The sequence below is a fragment of the Tenacibaculum aquaeponti genome (assembly GCF_052084715.1).
Lineage (GTDB): Bacteria > Bacteroidota > Bacteroidia > Flavobacteriales > Flavobacteriaceae > Polaribacter.
The window spans coordinates 2,836,079-2,851,663 of record NZ_CP197288.1; the positions used below are offsets into that span (position 1 = coordinate 2,836,079).

Below are 15,585 nucleotides of genomic sequence, written 5' to 3' on the forward strand. Positions count from 1 at the left end.
TTTTTCTTGTTAAAGTGAGGTTAAAGGTATTTGAAGATTTTAATAAATAAAACGATTGTTAATTAAGGGGTTGGAATAATTTTAACATTTTTTAATATTTTATTTTACTAAATTGAGGGCTTAACCGAATATTAATTAAAAACACTTCTTATCTATGAGAAAAAAATCATTAGAAAAAAATCTTTTTTTCTTTTTATTGACGTTTGTGAGTTTTAGCTTATCGTCACAAACTATAAAGGGGAAAGTAATCGAAGCTTCCGGGGAAAGCATTCCTTTTGCAGATGTAATTGAAAAAGGAACTACTAATGGAACTTCAACAAACGGGGACGGGGAATTCAGTATAACTGTAAAAAAAATACCAACTACAATAGTTATATCTTCTTTAGGTTTTGCAAACCAGGAAATTAAAATTACTTCTGCATCAAAATTTATTAACGTAACATTAAAAGAAGATTCAGATGTTTTAGAAGAAGTAGTAATTTCAGGATTAGCAACAACTACGAAAAGATCGAATTTAGCCAATACAGTTGCTAGTGTATCAGCAGCTCAATTAGCGCAAGTAACAAATCAATCTGGATTTGATAGTGCCTTGTCAGGAAAATTTACAGGAGCTGAAATTAGAGCAAATTCAGGAGCTCCTGGTGGAGGAATATCTATGAGGTTAAGAGGAGTAACTTCTGTTTTTGGAAACCAACAACCTTTATTTATTGTAGATGGAGTTTATGTGGATAACTCTTCAATTTCATCAGGTAATAATATAGTGAGTGAAGCAGCAGGAGGAGGAAATACCTCTACAAATCAAGATGACGCTTCAAACAGGATTGCAGATATTGATCCGGAGGATATTGAAAATGTTGAGATTTTAAAAGGAGCATCTGCAGCTGCACTTTATGGTTCAAGAGCAGCAGGAGGAGTTGTTATTATTACTACTAAAAGAGGAAAATCTGGTAAACCTAGAGTTTCTTTTTCTCAAACTGTAGGATTAAGAAGTCCAACAAGGTTGTTAGGTTTAAGAGATTGGGATCAGGCAGAAATAACTGCAGCAGGAGGGCCAGCAAATGCAACTTTGAATGATTATGAAGCAGAGCTTTTCGATCATACAAGAGTTTCTACAACATCAAGATTTACTACTTCTGGAGGAAATGATAAATCGGATTATTTCTTTGGAGTTACTCATAAAGATGAGCCTGGTTTGGTAGAAAATACAGGATATGAAAAAACTTCATTTAGATTAAATTTAGGTCAGAAATTAACAGATTGGTTAGATATTTATGTTACGTCTAATTACATTAATTCTGAGGCTGATAGAGGTTTTTTTAATAATGGTAATGCTAACAGAACTGTTGGTTACGCCTTGGCTTTTACATTCCCTTGGGAAGATTTATCTCCAGTTAATGGTGTTTTTCCAGCAGGAGCCGCTGGATCTAATGTTTTAGAAACTGTAGCGAATACTACAAATAGAGAAAACGTGAATCGTTTTATTGGAAGTGCTAAATCAAACTTACAGATTTTAGATTCTGATATGCATAGATTAAAGTTAACTTTAGAATTAGGTTTTGATCAATATACTTTAAGAACAACAAATATTTTTCCAAGAAGTTTATCATACTTTAGAGATCCAAGCACATTAAGAGGTGCTGCTATTTCTGGTACTACAGTAAATACCAACTATAACCTTTCTGCATTTTTGGTTTATAATTTAGATTTTGAAAATGGTTTAGGGTTTACAACTCAGGTAGGTACTTTCTTGCAAGATTTTGATCGTAATACTGTAATCACTGTTGGAACAGGGTTTAATGGTTCTTTAACTAACTTAGGGCTTGCGGAAAATTCTTCTGTTACTCAAGATATAAGATTACAAGAGGATACAGGTTTCTTTGTTCAAGAAGAAATTAATTATGCAGATAAAATTATTGGAACATTAGGTATTAGAGGTGATAAGTCTACAAATAATGGTAGTGCAGATGAAATTTTCTATTATCCTAAAGCGAGTTTAGCAGTTAATGTCCATAAATTAGGATTATTTGAGTCTGAAATTTTTTCAACAATTAAACCAAGAGTAGCCTATGGTGAGGCAGGAAGATTTCCTCCTTTTGGAAACAAGTTTACACTAACATCTGGACAATTTATTGATGGTAATTCTGGTTTAGCTCCTGGGACATTAAGAGGAAATCCAAATATCAAGCCAGAGCGTCAAAAAGAATTAGAGTACGGTTTAGATTTAGGACTATTTGATAATAGAGTTGTTTTAGAAACTACTTTTTATAACAAAGAAATCGAAGATTTAATTATTCAAGATCAAATTCCTACGTCAAGTGGACAAACAAGAGAGTCTAAAAACGCTGGTGCTTTAGCTAATAATGGTATCGAAATAGGTTTAAACGCGAACATAATAGAGAAAGAAGATTTTTCTTGGAGTGCTAATTTAAAATGGTGGAAAAATACTTCTGAAATCACTCGTTTAGATGTTCCTGCCTTTACAACAGGAGGATTTGCATCATCATTAGGAACTTTTTACATTCAAGAAGGATTTAGTGCTACACAAATTGTAGGTACATACGATAGTACTGGATTAACTCCAGAAGCTATAGCGCAAATAGATCCAGAAGGAGATGGATTTGCTGTGTATGGTAATGCAGAGCCAGATTTTCAAATGTCATGGCAAAACCAGATTAGTTATAAAAACTTTGATTTAACATTTTTGTGGCATTGGAAAAAAGGTGGAGATGGAATTAATTTAACAACTTTACTTTATGATTTAGCAGGTACTACTTGGGATTATGATGATACTGGTTTAGATCCTTTAGGAGTACAAACGAACGGAGAGTATAGATCTAGTTTGGCTTTCGTTAATCCAGCACCAGTAATTGAAGATGCAGGATATATTAGATTACGTGAAGTAGGTTTGTATTACACATTTGACGAAAATGTATTTAAAGGTTTTGAAAGAGTGAAAGTTGGAATTTCTGGTAGAAACTTAATTAATATTTTCGATTATAATAGTTACGATCCTGAGGTTTCTAACTTCGGAAATAATGTTTTAGCAAACAATGTAGAAGTAACTCCTTATCCAGCTTCTCAGTTTATTAACTTTCATTTAAATGTTAACTTCTAAAAAAAATACAATGCTTAAAAATAAAATTTCAATTTTAATATTAGTGTTCACAGCTGTTTTTTTTACAAGTTGTGAATTAGAAGATTTACCTAACGAAAATGCTCCTACTTTAGAGAGTTTTGCAGATGGAGCTTCTCAGGCTGATGTTCAATCTTTAGCAGTAGGATTAGAGGCAGTAATGAGAAATGATTTAGAGTTTCACTATCAGACAATTAGCTATATCGGTAGAGAGTATTATGATTTAACAGGAACAGATCCAAGATATACAGGAGAGTTGTTAAAAGGGCCTTTAGATAATAATGGATTTTTAACAACACGTGCTTATTCTGCTTGGTATAGAGTTGTAAAAGCAGCAAATGTTTTAGTAACTGCTGTTGAAAATTCTGAAGCAGGTTTTTCAGATGCGACTAAACGTTCTTATTATGGATATGCAAATACAATTAAAGCTTATGCGTTATTAATGGTTGCTAATCGTCAATTCAGTAATGGAATTAGAGTAGATGTTGCAGATCCAGATAATTTAGGTCCGTTTTTAGGATACCCAGAAGCTTTAACCGCAATTAGAAATTTATTGAATGATGCAAATTCAGATTTAACAAACGGTGGAGGAACTTTCGACTTTCCTATTAGTTCTGGTTATGATGGGTTTGCTACACCAGCAACATTTGCTACTTTCAATAGAGCTTTAGCGGCTAGAGTAGCATTATATCAAGGGAATAAATCAGATGCTTTATCATTATTAAGTAATTCGTTCTTTGATATTTCAGGAGCTTTAAATGTAGGAGTTGCTCATGTTTTTGGTGCTACAGGAAACGATGTTTTAAATGCTCAATTTTATGTTTTAGGTCAATCTGGTCAAGAGTATATGATTCATAATTCTTGGATTGCAGATGCTGAAGCTGGAGATACAAGAGTTGCAAATAAGTCATTTATGCTATCAACACCAAGAATGTTTGACGATTTAACAGCAACACATCAAATGGCTTTATATACGAGTAATACCGATCCTGTATATTTAATCAGAAATGAAGAGTTAATTTTAATTTATGCAGAAGCTAATATCGGAACTAATAATGCTGAAGCTGTAAATGCAATAAATGTGATTAGAAACGCTGCTGGATTAGCAAATTATTCTGGAGCTACAACAGATACTGCTTTGGAATTAGAGGTGCTAAACCAAAGAAGGTACTCTTTAATTGGAGAAGGACATAGGTGGATTGATTTAAGAAGAACAGGAAGATTAAATGATGTTAATTTCTTGCCTTTAGATAGAATGGGAGATAATGCTTTAGATGCTTTTCCAACTCCATTTAGTGAAAATGTGAATTAAAATAAAAACAGTAATAAAATGAAAAAGTAATCTCGTTTGAGATTACTTTTTTTATTGCTTAAATTTTGATTATGAGTTTAATAAATTTTATTTTTAATGAGTCGTATTGTTTTATCACCTTCAGTTGTACTTATTTTAGCAATGTAAATACCTGAATTTAATCCTTGAGAGTTTACCAAACTTTTTTGGGTGTTTAAGTTTTTATAAGATTTAACCTCTTTATTCAAAATCCTATCATTAAGTTATAAGTAGAAAAATAATAGAGGTAATTCTTTTAATCATATTCATGTTTTTAAGTGAAAATGTGTTATGCAATTTTCATGTTAAAAACAATAGTATGGTCTTGTTAGTTAGTTTTTTATGGGTGAAATCCCTTTTTGTTTTTAGTGAAAAAAGATTAAAAAATAGTTATTCGTATTTGTCGAGTGTAAATTTAGAACTAGCAAAAGTTCCATAAGTGAAATATTGAACCCAGTCACCAAGATTAAAGTATTTACTATTTTTGTTAAGTGTGATATCAAGAGGTAAATGTCGATGTCCGAATACAAAATAATCGTAATGTTTAGTTTCTAGCTTACGTTTGCAATACTGAACTAACCATTCTTTTTCTTCCCCTAAAAATTTAAAATCTTCATCTCCAGAAATCATTTTGTTTTTTACCGACATATATTGACCTAAGCGAACTCCTAAATCTGGATGTAACCATCTAAATAACCATTTAAAAAGAGGAAAAGTAAAAACTTTTTTCATTCTTTTATAACCAAGATCATGTGGACCTAAGCCATCTCCGTGTCCAATTAAAAAAATTTTGTTGTTGATTTTGAATTCTTTAGGCTTAAAGTAAACAGGGATATTTAATTCTGTTTCAAAGTAATCTTTCATCCATAGATCATGGTTTCCAACAAAAAAGTAAATCGGAATTCCATTATCTCTTAGTTGTGCTAACTTTCCTAAAACGCGAACAAATCCTTTAGGAACAACAGTTTTATATTCGAACCAAAAATCAAATAAATCACCTAAAAGGAAAATAGCTTCAGCATCTTTTTCTATTTCATTTAACCAGCTTAAAAACTTCTTTTCTCGAGGAAAGCTTTTTTCTCTTGTAGGTGCTCCTAAGTGTTGATCTGAGGCAAAATATACTTTTTTATCTGTTGGGATATCTATTGAAATCAAACCTAAAATTTTGGTAAAAATAACTATTTTATTTAGCTAACTTTGTAAAAAAGCACTTATATGAAGATTCTTGCTACAAATATTGGAGAACGTAAAGAAATAGATTGGAAAGGTAAAAAAGTTACTACTGGAATTTTTAAATATCCGGTTGAAGAACCTATTTTTTTAGATGTTGAAGATGTTAAAGGAGATACAATTTGTAATCGAGAAAAACATGGAGGTGTAGATCAGGCTGTTTATGCTTTTTCAGAAAAACATTATGCTCACTTTAAAAAAATATATCCAAATTTAGAATGGGAATTAGGAATGTTCGGAGAAAATCTTACGTTAAGTGATTTAGAAGAATCAGAAATTCATGTAGGAGATACTTATAAAGTTGGAGAAACACTTTTAGAAGTAACAAAACCAAGGCAACCTTGCATGAAATTAGGAGTTCGCTTTAATGACATGTCTGTAGTAAAAGAATTTTGGAATACAACAATGAGTGGAGTTTACTTCAAGGTACTGAAAACAGGATTTGTAAAAACAGGAGATGTTTTTGAAAAAATAGTATCAAAACCAGAAAATCCAACTATAGCAGAGGTATATTCAATGAAAAGAAAGAAGAAAATAGGATGAATGTATTCGATGATGCCTACTTCATGAGAAAAGCATTACAGGAAGCTGAATTGGCTTTTGATAAAGGTGAAGTTCCTGTTGGTGCAGTTATAGTTTTTAAAAATCAGATTATTGCGCGAGCTCATAATTTAACAGAACGATTGAACGATGTTACAGCTCATGCAGAAATGCAAGCTTTTACCTCAGCAGCAGATTTTTTAGGTGGCAAATATTTAAGAGATTGTACATTGTATGTAACTCTAGAACCTTGTCAAATGTGTGCTGGTGCAAGTTTTTGGACTCAGATAGGAAAAATCGTTTACGGAGCCAATGAGCCTAAATCTGGTTTTACAATTTTAGGAACAAAATTGCATCCAAAAACTAAGGTTGTGTCTGGTGTTTTAGAAAAAGAATGTGCTGAAATTATGAAGAAGTTTTTTATTCAAAAACGTAATTTGAATTAAACTGTAATTTTATTAAAACAAGCTTTGTTGTTTCGTTCCGTTTTCATGTTCTAAAAGCCATTTTTTTCGCCATACACCGCCTGCATATCCAGTTAAAGAACCGTCAGAACCTATAATTCTGTGGCACGGAATAATTACTGAAATCGGATTTTTACCATTTGCTGAGGCTACGGCTCTTATGGCCTTAATATCACCTAATGCTTTTGATTGTTCTAAATAACTCCTAGTTTTTCCAAAAGGAACTCTTAATAATTCATTCCAAACTTTTTCTTGGAACATGGTTCCTTTAGGAGCTAAAGTTAATTCAAATTCTTTACGGTTTCCAGAGAAATATTCGTCTAGTTGTTGAACACATTTTCTAATTTCTTTTGATGAAATATTTTCTGAGGCAGAATGTTCATCTTCTATGAAATAAATAGAGTGAATTGATTTATCATCTCCGGTTATTTCTACAATCCCAATAGGAGATGAATAATATGCTGTTTCTCTATTCACTTTAGTAGTTATTTAATCTCTTTTTTCTCTTTCAAGAAAGAAAATATTTTCTTATCAACTTCGGAAATAATGTCCATATGAGAAGAATCTAACCATTGTGTTTCTTCAATTTCGTTATCTGTTAGTATGGTTCCTGTAAATTTTGCTTTGTAGCAAGTCATTTTAACTAAGATTCCTTCTTTAGCACCGTCCGATTGCGCCTTAAAAGTTCCAAGATATTCTATAGTGTCTTTTATTATAGAAACACTTAACTCTTCTTTTATTTCACGAATAAGTGTTTCTTCATCAGATTCGTTATGTTCTCTTTTTCCTCCAGGAATATAAAATTTTTCTTTTCCTTTAGATCGAGTACTTAGAATTTTGCCATTCTTAGTTTCTATCCACGCAATTTTATCAATTTCTTTCATATTATATTTTGAAAATTTGTTTCGAGTTTTCTGTTGTAATTTCGGAAATTTCCTGAAATGATTTACCGTAAATATCAACTAATTTACCAACAACTTGAGTGATATAGCTGCTTTCGTTTCTTTTTCCTCTATATGGAGTAGGAGCTAAGTAAGGTGAGTCGGTTTCTAAAACTATATGTTGGATATCTATTTCATTTAAGAACTTATCGATTTTTCCGTTTTTAAAAGTTGCTACGCCGCCAATTCCTAACTTCATATTGTATGAAATTGCTTGTTGAGCCTGTTCAAAAGTTCCTGTAAAACAATGGAAAATTCCATGCAAATCATCTCCTTTTTCTTCCTCTAAAATTTCGAAAATTTCATCAAAAGCTTCTCTACAGTGAATTACAATTGGAAGTTGTTTCTCTTTTGCCCATTGTATTTGAGTTTTAAAAGCTTCTTGTTGTTGAGCTAAAAATGTTTTGTCCCAGTACAAATCAATTCCAATTTCTCCAATTCCATAAAAATCACGTTTGTCAATCCATTCTCTTACGTGAGCTAATTCCTCTTTATAATTTTCCTTAACAGAAGTTGGGTGAAGTCCCATCATTAAGAAAATATCATTGGGATAATTCTTTTCCAATTCGAACATGCTTTCTGTGTGTGAACTATCAATTGCTGGAATAAAAAAACGAGAAACACCAACATCTTTGGCTCTATTAATCATTTCATCTCTATCGTCATTAAATTGCTCTGAATATAAGTGCGTGTGTGTATCTGTAATCATGTGATTTTAACTGTATCTTTGTAGCGACAAAAGTACAAGAAATGGCAAGTTTGAAAAAAGTATTACGAAAAAAGAAATACGTTCGAATAAAGTTGAAAAAAATGAAAACAAATCACCTTGAGTTGAAAGCTGAAATCAACGGTGTAAAAGGTGTTTTTATTTTAGATACTGGAGCTTCAAACTCTTGTGTTGGATTACATTTAGTTGATCAATTTAAGTTGGTTTCTGAGGTTAGCGAAGTTAAGGCAGCTGGTGCAGGAGCAACTGATATGGAAACTTATAAATCTACTGGTAATCGATTAAGAATAGGAGATTGGAAATTGAAAAATTGTGATTTAGTTCTTTTTGACTTAAAACATGTAAATGCTGCATTAACGATGCATAATGCTAAAGAAGTACATGGAATAATTGGTGCTGATGTTTTAGAAAAAGGAAAAGCTCTTATCGATTATGATAAGAAAGTGTTGTACTTAAGAAAAATTAAAAAGAAAAAGCAACGAAATTTATCGTTGCCTTTTTAGAACTATTGAATTTATTTCGAAATCTCGTAGTTAAATTAAGATTTACAACTTTATTCCTTGTTCGATAAGTCTATTAGTTACTTCATCTTGATTATTAATTTCTGAAATATCAATATGAACATGATCATAAAATATTTTTCTGAGTTCTTTCATTAAATCTTCTTTAGAAGTTTCTGAAATATTTTCGAATGTAATAAAGTAACTTGAGCCTTCAGTATTTAAATATTGTCCTAAATAAATATTTTGATAAGTGTTTAAACCAATAACATTATTAATCGATTTGATAAAATCTTTTAAAATAGCTTTCGACGGGTGTTTAAATATTGTGTATAATTCTTCTATTTTTACTTTTCTAGCTTTTAAAGAGGTGTGGTCTAGATTAAGCATTATGTCCTTAGTTACATCAAGACCACCTTTGGAATTTGTTTTTAAACTTTTTAAAGTATTTGTAACTCCGTCTAAAGACCACCAACCAAAAATAAAGGATAATAAGTTGTATTTGAGTGTGTGTGTTTTTTGATCTTCTTTTTTTAGTAAATATGCAGATGATACAGTAAAAATATTACCTACAATTAAAGAGATACTGTATTGATAGACAATAAATCGATATCCGTCATCGATTCTTCGTCGTAAGCTTTGGATGGTTAAATTTTCAACGTTTTTTAATTTACAAACCAATTTATTCATTCTTTTTCGAGCTTTTAAAAACAAAAAACCTGATAATAATAAATCAGGTTTCTTGTTTTATGTTTTTAAGTGTTTATTAAGAAAACTAACTTAATACTTCTTTAATACGCTTTATAGCTTCACGTAATTGTAATTCTGAAGCGGCATAAGACATACGAATACAGTTTGGTGCACCAAAAGCATCGCCAGTTACTGTAGCTACATTTGCTTCTTCTAATAATAACATAGAGAAGTCAGAAGCATTGTTAATTTCTTTACCTTGTATTGTTTTTCCGAAGAAAGCAGAAATATCTGGGAAGATATAGAAAGCTCCTTCAGGAACGTTTAATTTAAAACCTTCGATTTTTCCTAATAAATCAAGTACAATGTCTCTTCTCGATTTAAACTCATCTACCATGTACTGAACAGCACTTGGGTTTGCAGATACAGCTGTAATTGCGGCTCTCTGTGCAATACAATTGGTTCCAGAAGTAACTTGTCCTTGCATTTTAGTACAAGCTTTAGCTATCCAAGCAGGAGCTCCTATATAACCAATTCTCCAACCTGTCATGGCAAAAGCTTTTGCTAATCCGTTTACGGTAATTGTTCTATCGTACATGCTTTCTATAGCGGCAAAACTAAAAGGCTTTGTTCCGTAATTAATATGCTCATAAATTTCATCAGACATCACGAAAATCTCTGGATACTTTTCTAATACTTTAGCTAAAGCTAAATACTCTTCTTTAGTGTAAATTGTACCACTCGGATTGTTTGGTGAGTTGAATAAAATTAATTTTGTTTTTGGTGTAATTGCAGCTTCTAATTGCTCTGGAGTAATTTTAAAGTTTGTTTCAATAGTTGATGGAATTTCAACAGAAACAGCTTCGCATAATGTTGCAATTGCAGAGTAACTTACCCAGTAAGGGCAAGGTAATAAAACTTCGTCTCCAGGGTTTAATAACACTTGCATTACATTTGTGATAGATTGCTTGGCTCCTGTAGAGACTACAACTTGATTTGGAGTATAGTTTAAATCATTATCACGTTTGAATTTTTTACAAATAGCTTCTTTTAATTCTACATATCCGTCTACTGGAGTGTATGAATTGTAATTTTGATTTACTGCTTCAATGGCAGCTTCTTTAATAAAATCAGGTGTGTTAAAATCAGGTTCTCCTAAACTTAAACTGATAATGTCTTTTCCTTGACTTTTTAATTCTCTGGCTTTAGCAGCCATGGCTAATGTTTGCGATACAGGTAAACTATTAATTCTGTTCGATAATGCTTCTGACATTGTTTTAGTTGATTATGCTAGTTGCGGTTTTTTTCCTAGTTCGGCAATATGTCTTAAGTGTTCTAATATTGCTCTTCGTGTTGTTTTATATTCGTGATAAGGTAAATTAAATTCCTTAGCAGTCTCTTTAACTATTTTCGCTATTTTACTGTAATGAATGTGCGAAATGTGAGGGAAAATATGGTGTTCTACTTGGTGGTTTAAACCACCTGTATAGAAATTAATGAACCAATTTTTTGGGGCAAAATTTGCTGTGGTATATAACTGATGAATTGCCCAAGTATTTTTCATATTACCATTTTCATCTGGCAAAGGAGTTTCTGTTGATGGTACGATGTGTGCTAATTGGAAAACAAAACTTAAAATAATTCCAGCAGTATAATGCATCACAAAGAAACCAATTAAAACTTTCCACCATGCAATGTCTAAAACTAATAATGGAAGAACTAACCACATTGCATAATAAATAATTTTAGTAACAATTAATTTAGTCCATTCCACTTTTGGATTAGGAAATTTTCCGTAAGATAATTTTCTCTTTAAATAACTATGCATTTGCTTGAAATCTGTAGTAATTGCCCAGTTTATAGTTAATAAACCATATAAAATTGGTGAGTAATATTTTTGAAATCTATGAAAAGGTCTCCATTCTGTATGTCTAGAAAAACGAATAATTCTACCAGCATCCATATCTTCATCATGATCTTGAATATTGGTATATGTATGATGTAAAACATTATGTTGTACTTTCCAATTATACACATTTCCTGCTAAAATATACATGCTGCTTCCCATAAGATTGTTGACCCATTTTTTACTTGAGAAAGATTCATGGTTACTATCGTGCATCACATTCATACCAACACCAGCCATACCAATTCCTATAACAATTGTTAATAGAAATCTAAGCCAGTTAGGCATGTCAACAGTTAATATAACTGCAAAAGGCGCTAAGAAAAGTGTAAACATGATAATTGCTTTTAAATACAATTTCCAGTTTCCTGTTCTTTTAATGTCATTTTCTTTAAAGTAATCGTTTACTCTTTTGTTTAAAGTTCTAAAGAACTTGGCTTTATCTATTCTTGAAAATTTAATCGAATTCATGTCGTAATTTAATGGGGTAAAAATAAGTGTTTTTCGCTCATGTTTATCTGATAACGAAAGTTTTTAACGATAATTATTGATTTGTAAAAATCTTAACTATATAAACAAATGTTATTACTTTTGTCACGCAAATATAATAGCATGGATATCATTTTAAAATACTTTCCTGATTTAACTGAAAATCAGTTACGCCAATTTACACTTTTACAGGAATTATATGAAGATTGGAACCTAAAAATTAATGTTGTTTCTAGAAAAGATATTGATGAACTGTATCTACGTCACGTATTACATTCTTTGGGTATAGCAAAAGTGATGGAGTTTCAACCTGGAACTAGTGTAATGGATGTAGGAACTGGTGGTGGTTTTCCTGGTGTGCCTTTAGCTATTTTATTTCCTGAAACTAATTTTCATTTAGTAGATTCTATTGGAAAAAAGATTAAAGTTGTAAATGAAGTTGTAGAAGGTTTAGGGGTAGAAAATGTAAAAACTACGCATGGAAGAGTAGAAGAAGTGGATGAAACTTATGATTTTATTGTAAGTAGAGCTGTTGCGCAAATGGAAACTTTTCATAGATGGGTGAAAAATAAAGTTCACAAGAAGCAAAATCATGAATTAAAAAATGGAATTTTATATTTAAAAGGTGGTGATTTAACAGAGGAATTAGCAAAGTTTCCTAAAGCTACTATTTATGATTTACCAGATTTTTTTGATGAAGATTTCTTTAAAACCAAAAAAGTAGTCCACTTACCAATAAAGTTTAAGGGCTAATTTTTAATAAAAATTATACTTTTATAAAGATTTTCTTTTTATACAGGATATAAGCAAATAGTATGTAAAAAAGAATAACAGTTATAGCATAAAGTAAAGAGGATGTTTTAAGGCTTATAATTTCTTGATTAATAAAGAAATTGTTAAACAGCCAATCATGAATGTTTGTTTTAGAATTAATTTTTAATAGATAAAAACATTTAGCAATAAACATTGATGAAAAATAAATAATTATTGGATTGGTTCCAACAGCAATAATTGCTGTGCCAAGATTAATCTTTCTTATGTCTAAAAAATAGTAGAAAAAGGAAAGAATTAGTGTCGCATATCCACTAGTTACTAAAGCGAAGCTACTTGTCCATAGGTTTTTATTAATAGGAAAGGTAAAACTCCAAAGATATCCTATAGATAATAAAATTATTCCTAGTAGTAGAAAAATACGTTGTTTGTTTTTTGTAGTGTGGAAAAATTCACCAATAATTACACCAATACAAGCCGTGGAAATTGATGGGATTGTACTTAAAATTCCTTCAGGGTCATAGTCTGGTAACCAGGTATGTCCTTTTAAAAAAAGCATATCTATGTACATAATCCAATTGTTAGGAACTTGTTCTAAGCTAACAGTTCCGAATTTTGGAATAGGAAGGTATGCGATCCAAAACCAATAGCCAATTAGACTGATTGTGGTTAAGATGTAAAAAGATTTTTTGTTGCAAATTAAATAAAACAATGAAGTGAAAAAGAATACAATTCCTATACGTTGTAAAACACCAGGAATTCGAATAGATTCTAAATTTGTAAAAAAAGGAAAATATGGGATAAATGCATTTAAGAATAATCCAATTAAAATTAGTTTAAAACTCCTAATAGTTATCTTTTTTAATACAGAGGAGTTTATTTTTTTGTTGTTAAATACTATGGATATGGATATTCCCATTATAAATAAAAAAAAAGGAAAAACAAGATCAGCGAAAGTTAATCCATTCCATTTAGCGTGTAGTAAAGGAGCGTAAACATGAGACCAACTACCTGGTGTGTTAACTAAAATCATTAGAATAACAGTAATACCTCTTAAAAAGTCTACAGAAGCTATTCGGTCTCGTTTCATTTTATTACGCTTTAAGAATCATGAGAAATGTATTAATTTTTTTTGAAAAAGAAAAGACTGGATTTTAATCCAGTCTTTAGTAAAAAAAAATATTTTTAAATTATCCTAAAAAAGGATATCTATAATCAGTTGGAGAAACAAAAGTTTCTTTGATTAATCTAGGAGAAACCCAACGTAATAAGTTTTGTGCAGAACCAGCTTTGTCGTTTGTTCCAGATGCTCTTGCTCCACCAAATGGTTGTTGTCCTACAACAGCTCCGGTTGGTTTATCGTTAATATAGAAATTACCAGCGCAGTTTTCTAATGCTTTTGTAGCTTCGGCAATAGCGTATCTATCTGTAGAGAAAATAGCTCCAGTTAAAGCGTATTCAGAAGTTCCGTCTACTAATTCTAATGTCTTAGCCCAGTCGGCATCTTCATAAATATAAATAGTAACTACAGGTCCGAATAATTCAGTACACATAGTAGTATATTTAGGGTTTTTTGCTAAAATAACAGTAGGTTCAATAAAATATCCTTTTGATTTATCGTAATTACCTCCAGCAATAATTTCAGCATCATTATCTGATTTAGCCTGATCAATATATTTAGCTAATTTGTCAAAAGATCCTTCATGAATTACAGCAGTGATAAAATTGCTCATGTCTTCTGGAGATCCCATTTTAAATGAAGCAATATCTTCTTTAACGTAATCTAAAACTTCGTTAGCAATAGATTTTGGTAAATAAACTCTAGAAGCAGCAGAGCATTTTTGTCCTTGGAATTCAAAAGCCCCACGAGAAATCCCAGTTGCAACTTGTTTTGGATTTGCAGAAGGGTGAGCTACAATAAAATCTTTACCGCCAGTTTCACCTACAATTCTTGGGTAAGTTTTGTATGTGTGGATGTTTTCTCCAATTTTTTTCCATAATTCTTTGAAAACAAAAGTAGATCCTGTAAAGTGTAAGCCAGCAAAATCTGGAGAAGATAATACAACCTCAGTAATTTCAACTGGATCACCATAAATTACATTAATAACTCCGTCAGGAACTCCAGCTTCTTTAAATATATCTACAATTACTTTTGCAGAAAATATTTGACTATCTGAAGGTTTCCATACTACAGTGTTACCCATCATAGCAGCAGAAGCAGGTAGATTTGCAGCAATAGCTGTGAAGTTAAAAGGGGTGATTGCGTATACAAAACCTTCTAATGGTCTGTATTCTACTCTGTTCCAAATTCCGTCGTCAGAATTTGGTTGTTCGTTGTAAATATCAGACATGTATTCTACGTTAAAACGTAAAAAATCTATTAATTCACATGCAGCATCAATTTCAGCTTGATGAATGGTTTTAGATTGGGCAATCATTGTTGCTGCATTAATTTTTGCACGGTAAGGCCCAGCAATTAACTCAGCAGCACGTAAAAAAATTGCAGCTCTTTGTTCCCATGGCATTTGAGCCCATTCTTTACGAGCTTCTAAAGCAGTGTCTATAGCTTTTTGCGCATGTGTTTTGTCTCCTATGTGGTATTGACCAACAACGTGTTGATGGTCATGTGGAGGGGTCATGTTTTTAGTGTTTCCTGTTCTAATTTCTTCACTCCCAATATACATTGGTACATCAATAGATCCATTGAAGTACTCTTTATATTGTGCAGATACGCTTTCTCTTTCTGGAGAACCAGGAATGTAAGCTTTTACAGGTTCGTTTACAGCTATAGGTACATTGAAAAATCCTTTTCCCATGGTTGTTTGTTTATTGAATTTATATATGATAATTTTGGTGTAACAAAG

16 protein-coding genes are annotated in these 15,585 nt (G+C 31.4%); 6 read left to right on the plus strand and 10 right to left on the minus strand.

Annotation, left to right across the window (positions count from 1 at the left end):
- Positions 1 to 154 precede the first annotated feature (154 nt).
- Entirely contained in the window at positions 155 to 3,115 is a 2,961-nt protein-coding gene (locus ACSIGC_RS12825) for a SusC/RagA family TonB-linked outer membrane protein (protein WP_442265213.1), read from the plus strand.
- Positions 3,116 to 3,125: 10 nt separating this feature from the next.
- Positions 3,126 to 4,445, plus strand: coding sequence for a RagB/SusD family nutrient uptake outer membrane protein (locus tag ACSIGC_RS12830; protein WP_442265214.1), 1,320 nt, complete (start codon positions 3,126 to 3,128; stop codon positions 4,443 to 4,445).
- 77 nt (positions 4,446 to 4,522) lie between these two features.
- Here the strand turns inward: ACSIGC_RS12830 and ACSIGC_RS12835 are convergent, their stop codons facing one another.
- Together ACSIGC_RS12835 and ACSIGC_RS12840 are read right to left on the minus strand one after the other, a co-directional pair.
- Positions 4,523 to 4,672, minus strand: a complete 150-nt coding sequence (locus ACSIGC_RS12835; protein ID WP_442265215.1) for a T9SS type A sorting domain-containing protein — start codon at positions 4,670 to 4,672, stop codon at positions 4,523 to 4,525.
- Positions 4,673 to 4,853: 181 nt separating this feature from the next.
- The gene (locus ACSIGC_RS12840) at positions 4,854 to 5,609 is read right to left on the minus strand and encodes a UDP-2,3-diacylglucosamine diphosphatase (protein WP_442267765.1); all 756 of its coding nucleotides are present in this window, start codon (positions 5,607 to 5,609) and stop codon (positions 4,854 to 4,856) included.
- 69 nt (positions 5,610 to 5,678) lie between these two features.
- On the opposite strand from ACSIGC_RS12840, the gene ACSIGC_RS12845 reads away from it, so the two are divergent.
- Positions 5,679 to 6,236: an MOSC domain-containing protein gene (locus tag ACSIGC_RS12845; RefSeq protein ID WP_442265216.1), complete on the plus strand. Its 558-nt coding sequence runs from the start codon at positions 5,679 to 5,681 to the stop codon at positions 6,234 to 6,236.
- Entirely contained in the window at positions 6,233 to 6,679 is a 447-nt protein-coding gene (locus ACSIGC_RS12850; RefSeq protein WP_442265217.1) for a nucleoside deaminase, read from the plus strand. The genes ACSIGC_RS12845 and ACSIGC_RS12850 overlap by 4 nt, the downstream gene beginning before the upstream one ends.
- A gap of 12 nt (positions 6,680 to 6,691) precedes the next feature.
- Here the strand turns inward: ACSIGC_RS12850 and ACSIGC_RS12855 are convergent, their stop codons facing one another.
- Genes ACSIGC_RS12855 through ACSIGC_RS12865 form a run of 3 tightly spaced genes read right to left on the minus strand, consistent with a single transcriptional unit; the run spans position 6,692 to position 8,347 of the window.
- Positions 6,692 to 7,174 carry a methylated-DNA--[protein]-cysteine S-methyltransferase gene (locus ACSIGC_RS12855; protein ID WP_442265218.1) on the minus strand — a complete coding sequence of 161 codons (483 nt, stop codon included), beginning with the start codon at positions 7,172 to 7,174 and terminating at the stop codon, positions 6,692 to 6,694.
- Positions 7,175 to 7,182: 8 nt separating this feature from the next.
- Positions 7,183 to 7,581, minus strand: coding sequence for an NUDIX hydrolase (locus ACSIGC_RS12860; RefSeq protein WP_442265219.1), 399 nt, complete (start codon positions 7,579 to 7,581; stop codon positions 7,183 to 7,185).
- A 1-nt stretch (position 7,582) separates the two neighbouring features.
- Positions 7,583 to 8,347: a TatD family hydrolase gene (locus tag ACSIGC_RS12865; RefSeq protein WP_442265220.1), complete on the minus strand. Its 765-nt coding sequence runs from the start codon at positions 8,345 to 8,347 to the stop codon at positions 7,583 to 7,585.
- A gap of 41 nt (positions 8,348 to 8,388) precedes the next feature.
- Between ACSIGC_RS12865 and ACSIGC_RS12870 the strand changes: the two genes are divergently transcribed.
- Positions 8,389 to 8,868, plus strand: a complete 480-nt coding sequence (locus ACSIGC_RS12870; protein WP_442265221.1) for a retropepsin-like aspartic protease — start codon at positions 8,389 to 8,391, stop codon at positions 8,866 to 8,868.
- 42 nt (positions 8,869 to 8,910) lie between these two features.
- On the opposite strand, the gene ACSIGC_RS12875 is transcribed toward ACSIGC_RS12870, so the two are convergent.
- The 3 genes from ACSIGC_RS12875 to ACSIGC_RS12885 form a co-directional block, all read right to left on the minus strand.
- On the minus strand, positions 8,911 to 9,555 hold the full coding sequence (locus tag ACSIGC_RS12875) for a hypothetical protein (protein ID WP_442265222.1): 645 nt from the start codon (positions 9,553 to 9,555) through the stop codon (positions 8,911 to 8,913).
- Positions 9,556 to 9,640: 85 nt separating this feature from the next.
- Entirely contained in the window at positions 9,641 to 10,828 is a 1,188-nt protein-coding gene (locus ACSIGC_RS12880) for a pyridoxal phosphate-dependent aminotransferase (protein ID WP_442265223.1), read from the minus strand.
- Between the two features lie 12 nt (positions 10,829 to 10,840).
- Positions 10,841 to 11,932 carry a fatty acid desaturase family protein gene (locus ACSIGC_RS12885; protein WP_442265224.1) on the minus strand — a complete coding sequence of 364 codons (1,092 nt, stop codon included), beginning with the start codon at positions 11,930 to 11,932 and terminating at the stop codon, positions 10,841 to 10,843.
- Positions 11,933 to 12,073: 141 nt separating this feature from the next.
- On the opposite strand from ACSIGC_RS12885, the gene rsmG reads away from it, so the two are divergent.
- Positions 12,074 to 12,703: a 16S rRNA (guanine(527)-N(7))-methyltransferase RsmG gene (rsmG, locus tag ACSIGC_RS12890; RefSeq protein ID WP_442265225.1), complete on the plus strand. Its 630-nt coding sequence runs from the start codon at positions 12,074 to 12,076 to the stop codon at positions 12,701 to 12,703.
- A 13-nt stretch (positions 12,704 to 12,716) separates the two neighbouring features.
- Here the strand turns inward: rsmG and ACSIGC_RS12895 are convergent, their stop codons facing one another.
- Both ACSIGC_RS12895 and pruA read right to left on the minus strand, forming a co-directional pair.
- Complete coding sequence (locus ACSIGC_RS12895; protein ID WP_442265226.1) at positions 12,717 to 13,811, minus strand: acyltransferase family protein; 1,095 nt, start codon at positions 13,809 to 13,811, stop codon at positions 12,717 to 12,719.
- A 100-nt stretch (positions 13,812 to 13,911) separates the two neighbouring features.
- Entirely contained in the window at positions 13,912 to 15,537 is a 1,626-nt protein-coding gene (gene pruA / locus ACSIGC_RS12900) for an L-glutamate gamma-semialdehyde dehydrogenase (protein ID WP_442265227.1), read from the minus strand.
- Positions 15,538 to 15,585: the final 48 nt, after the last annotated feature.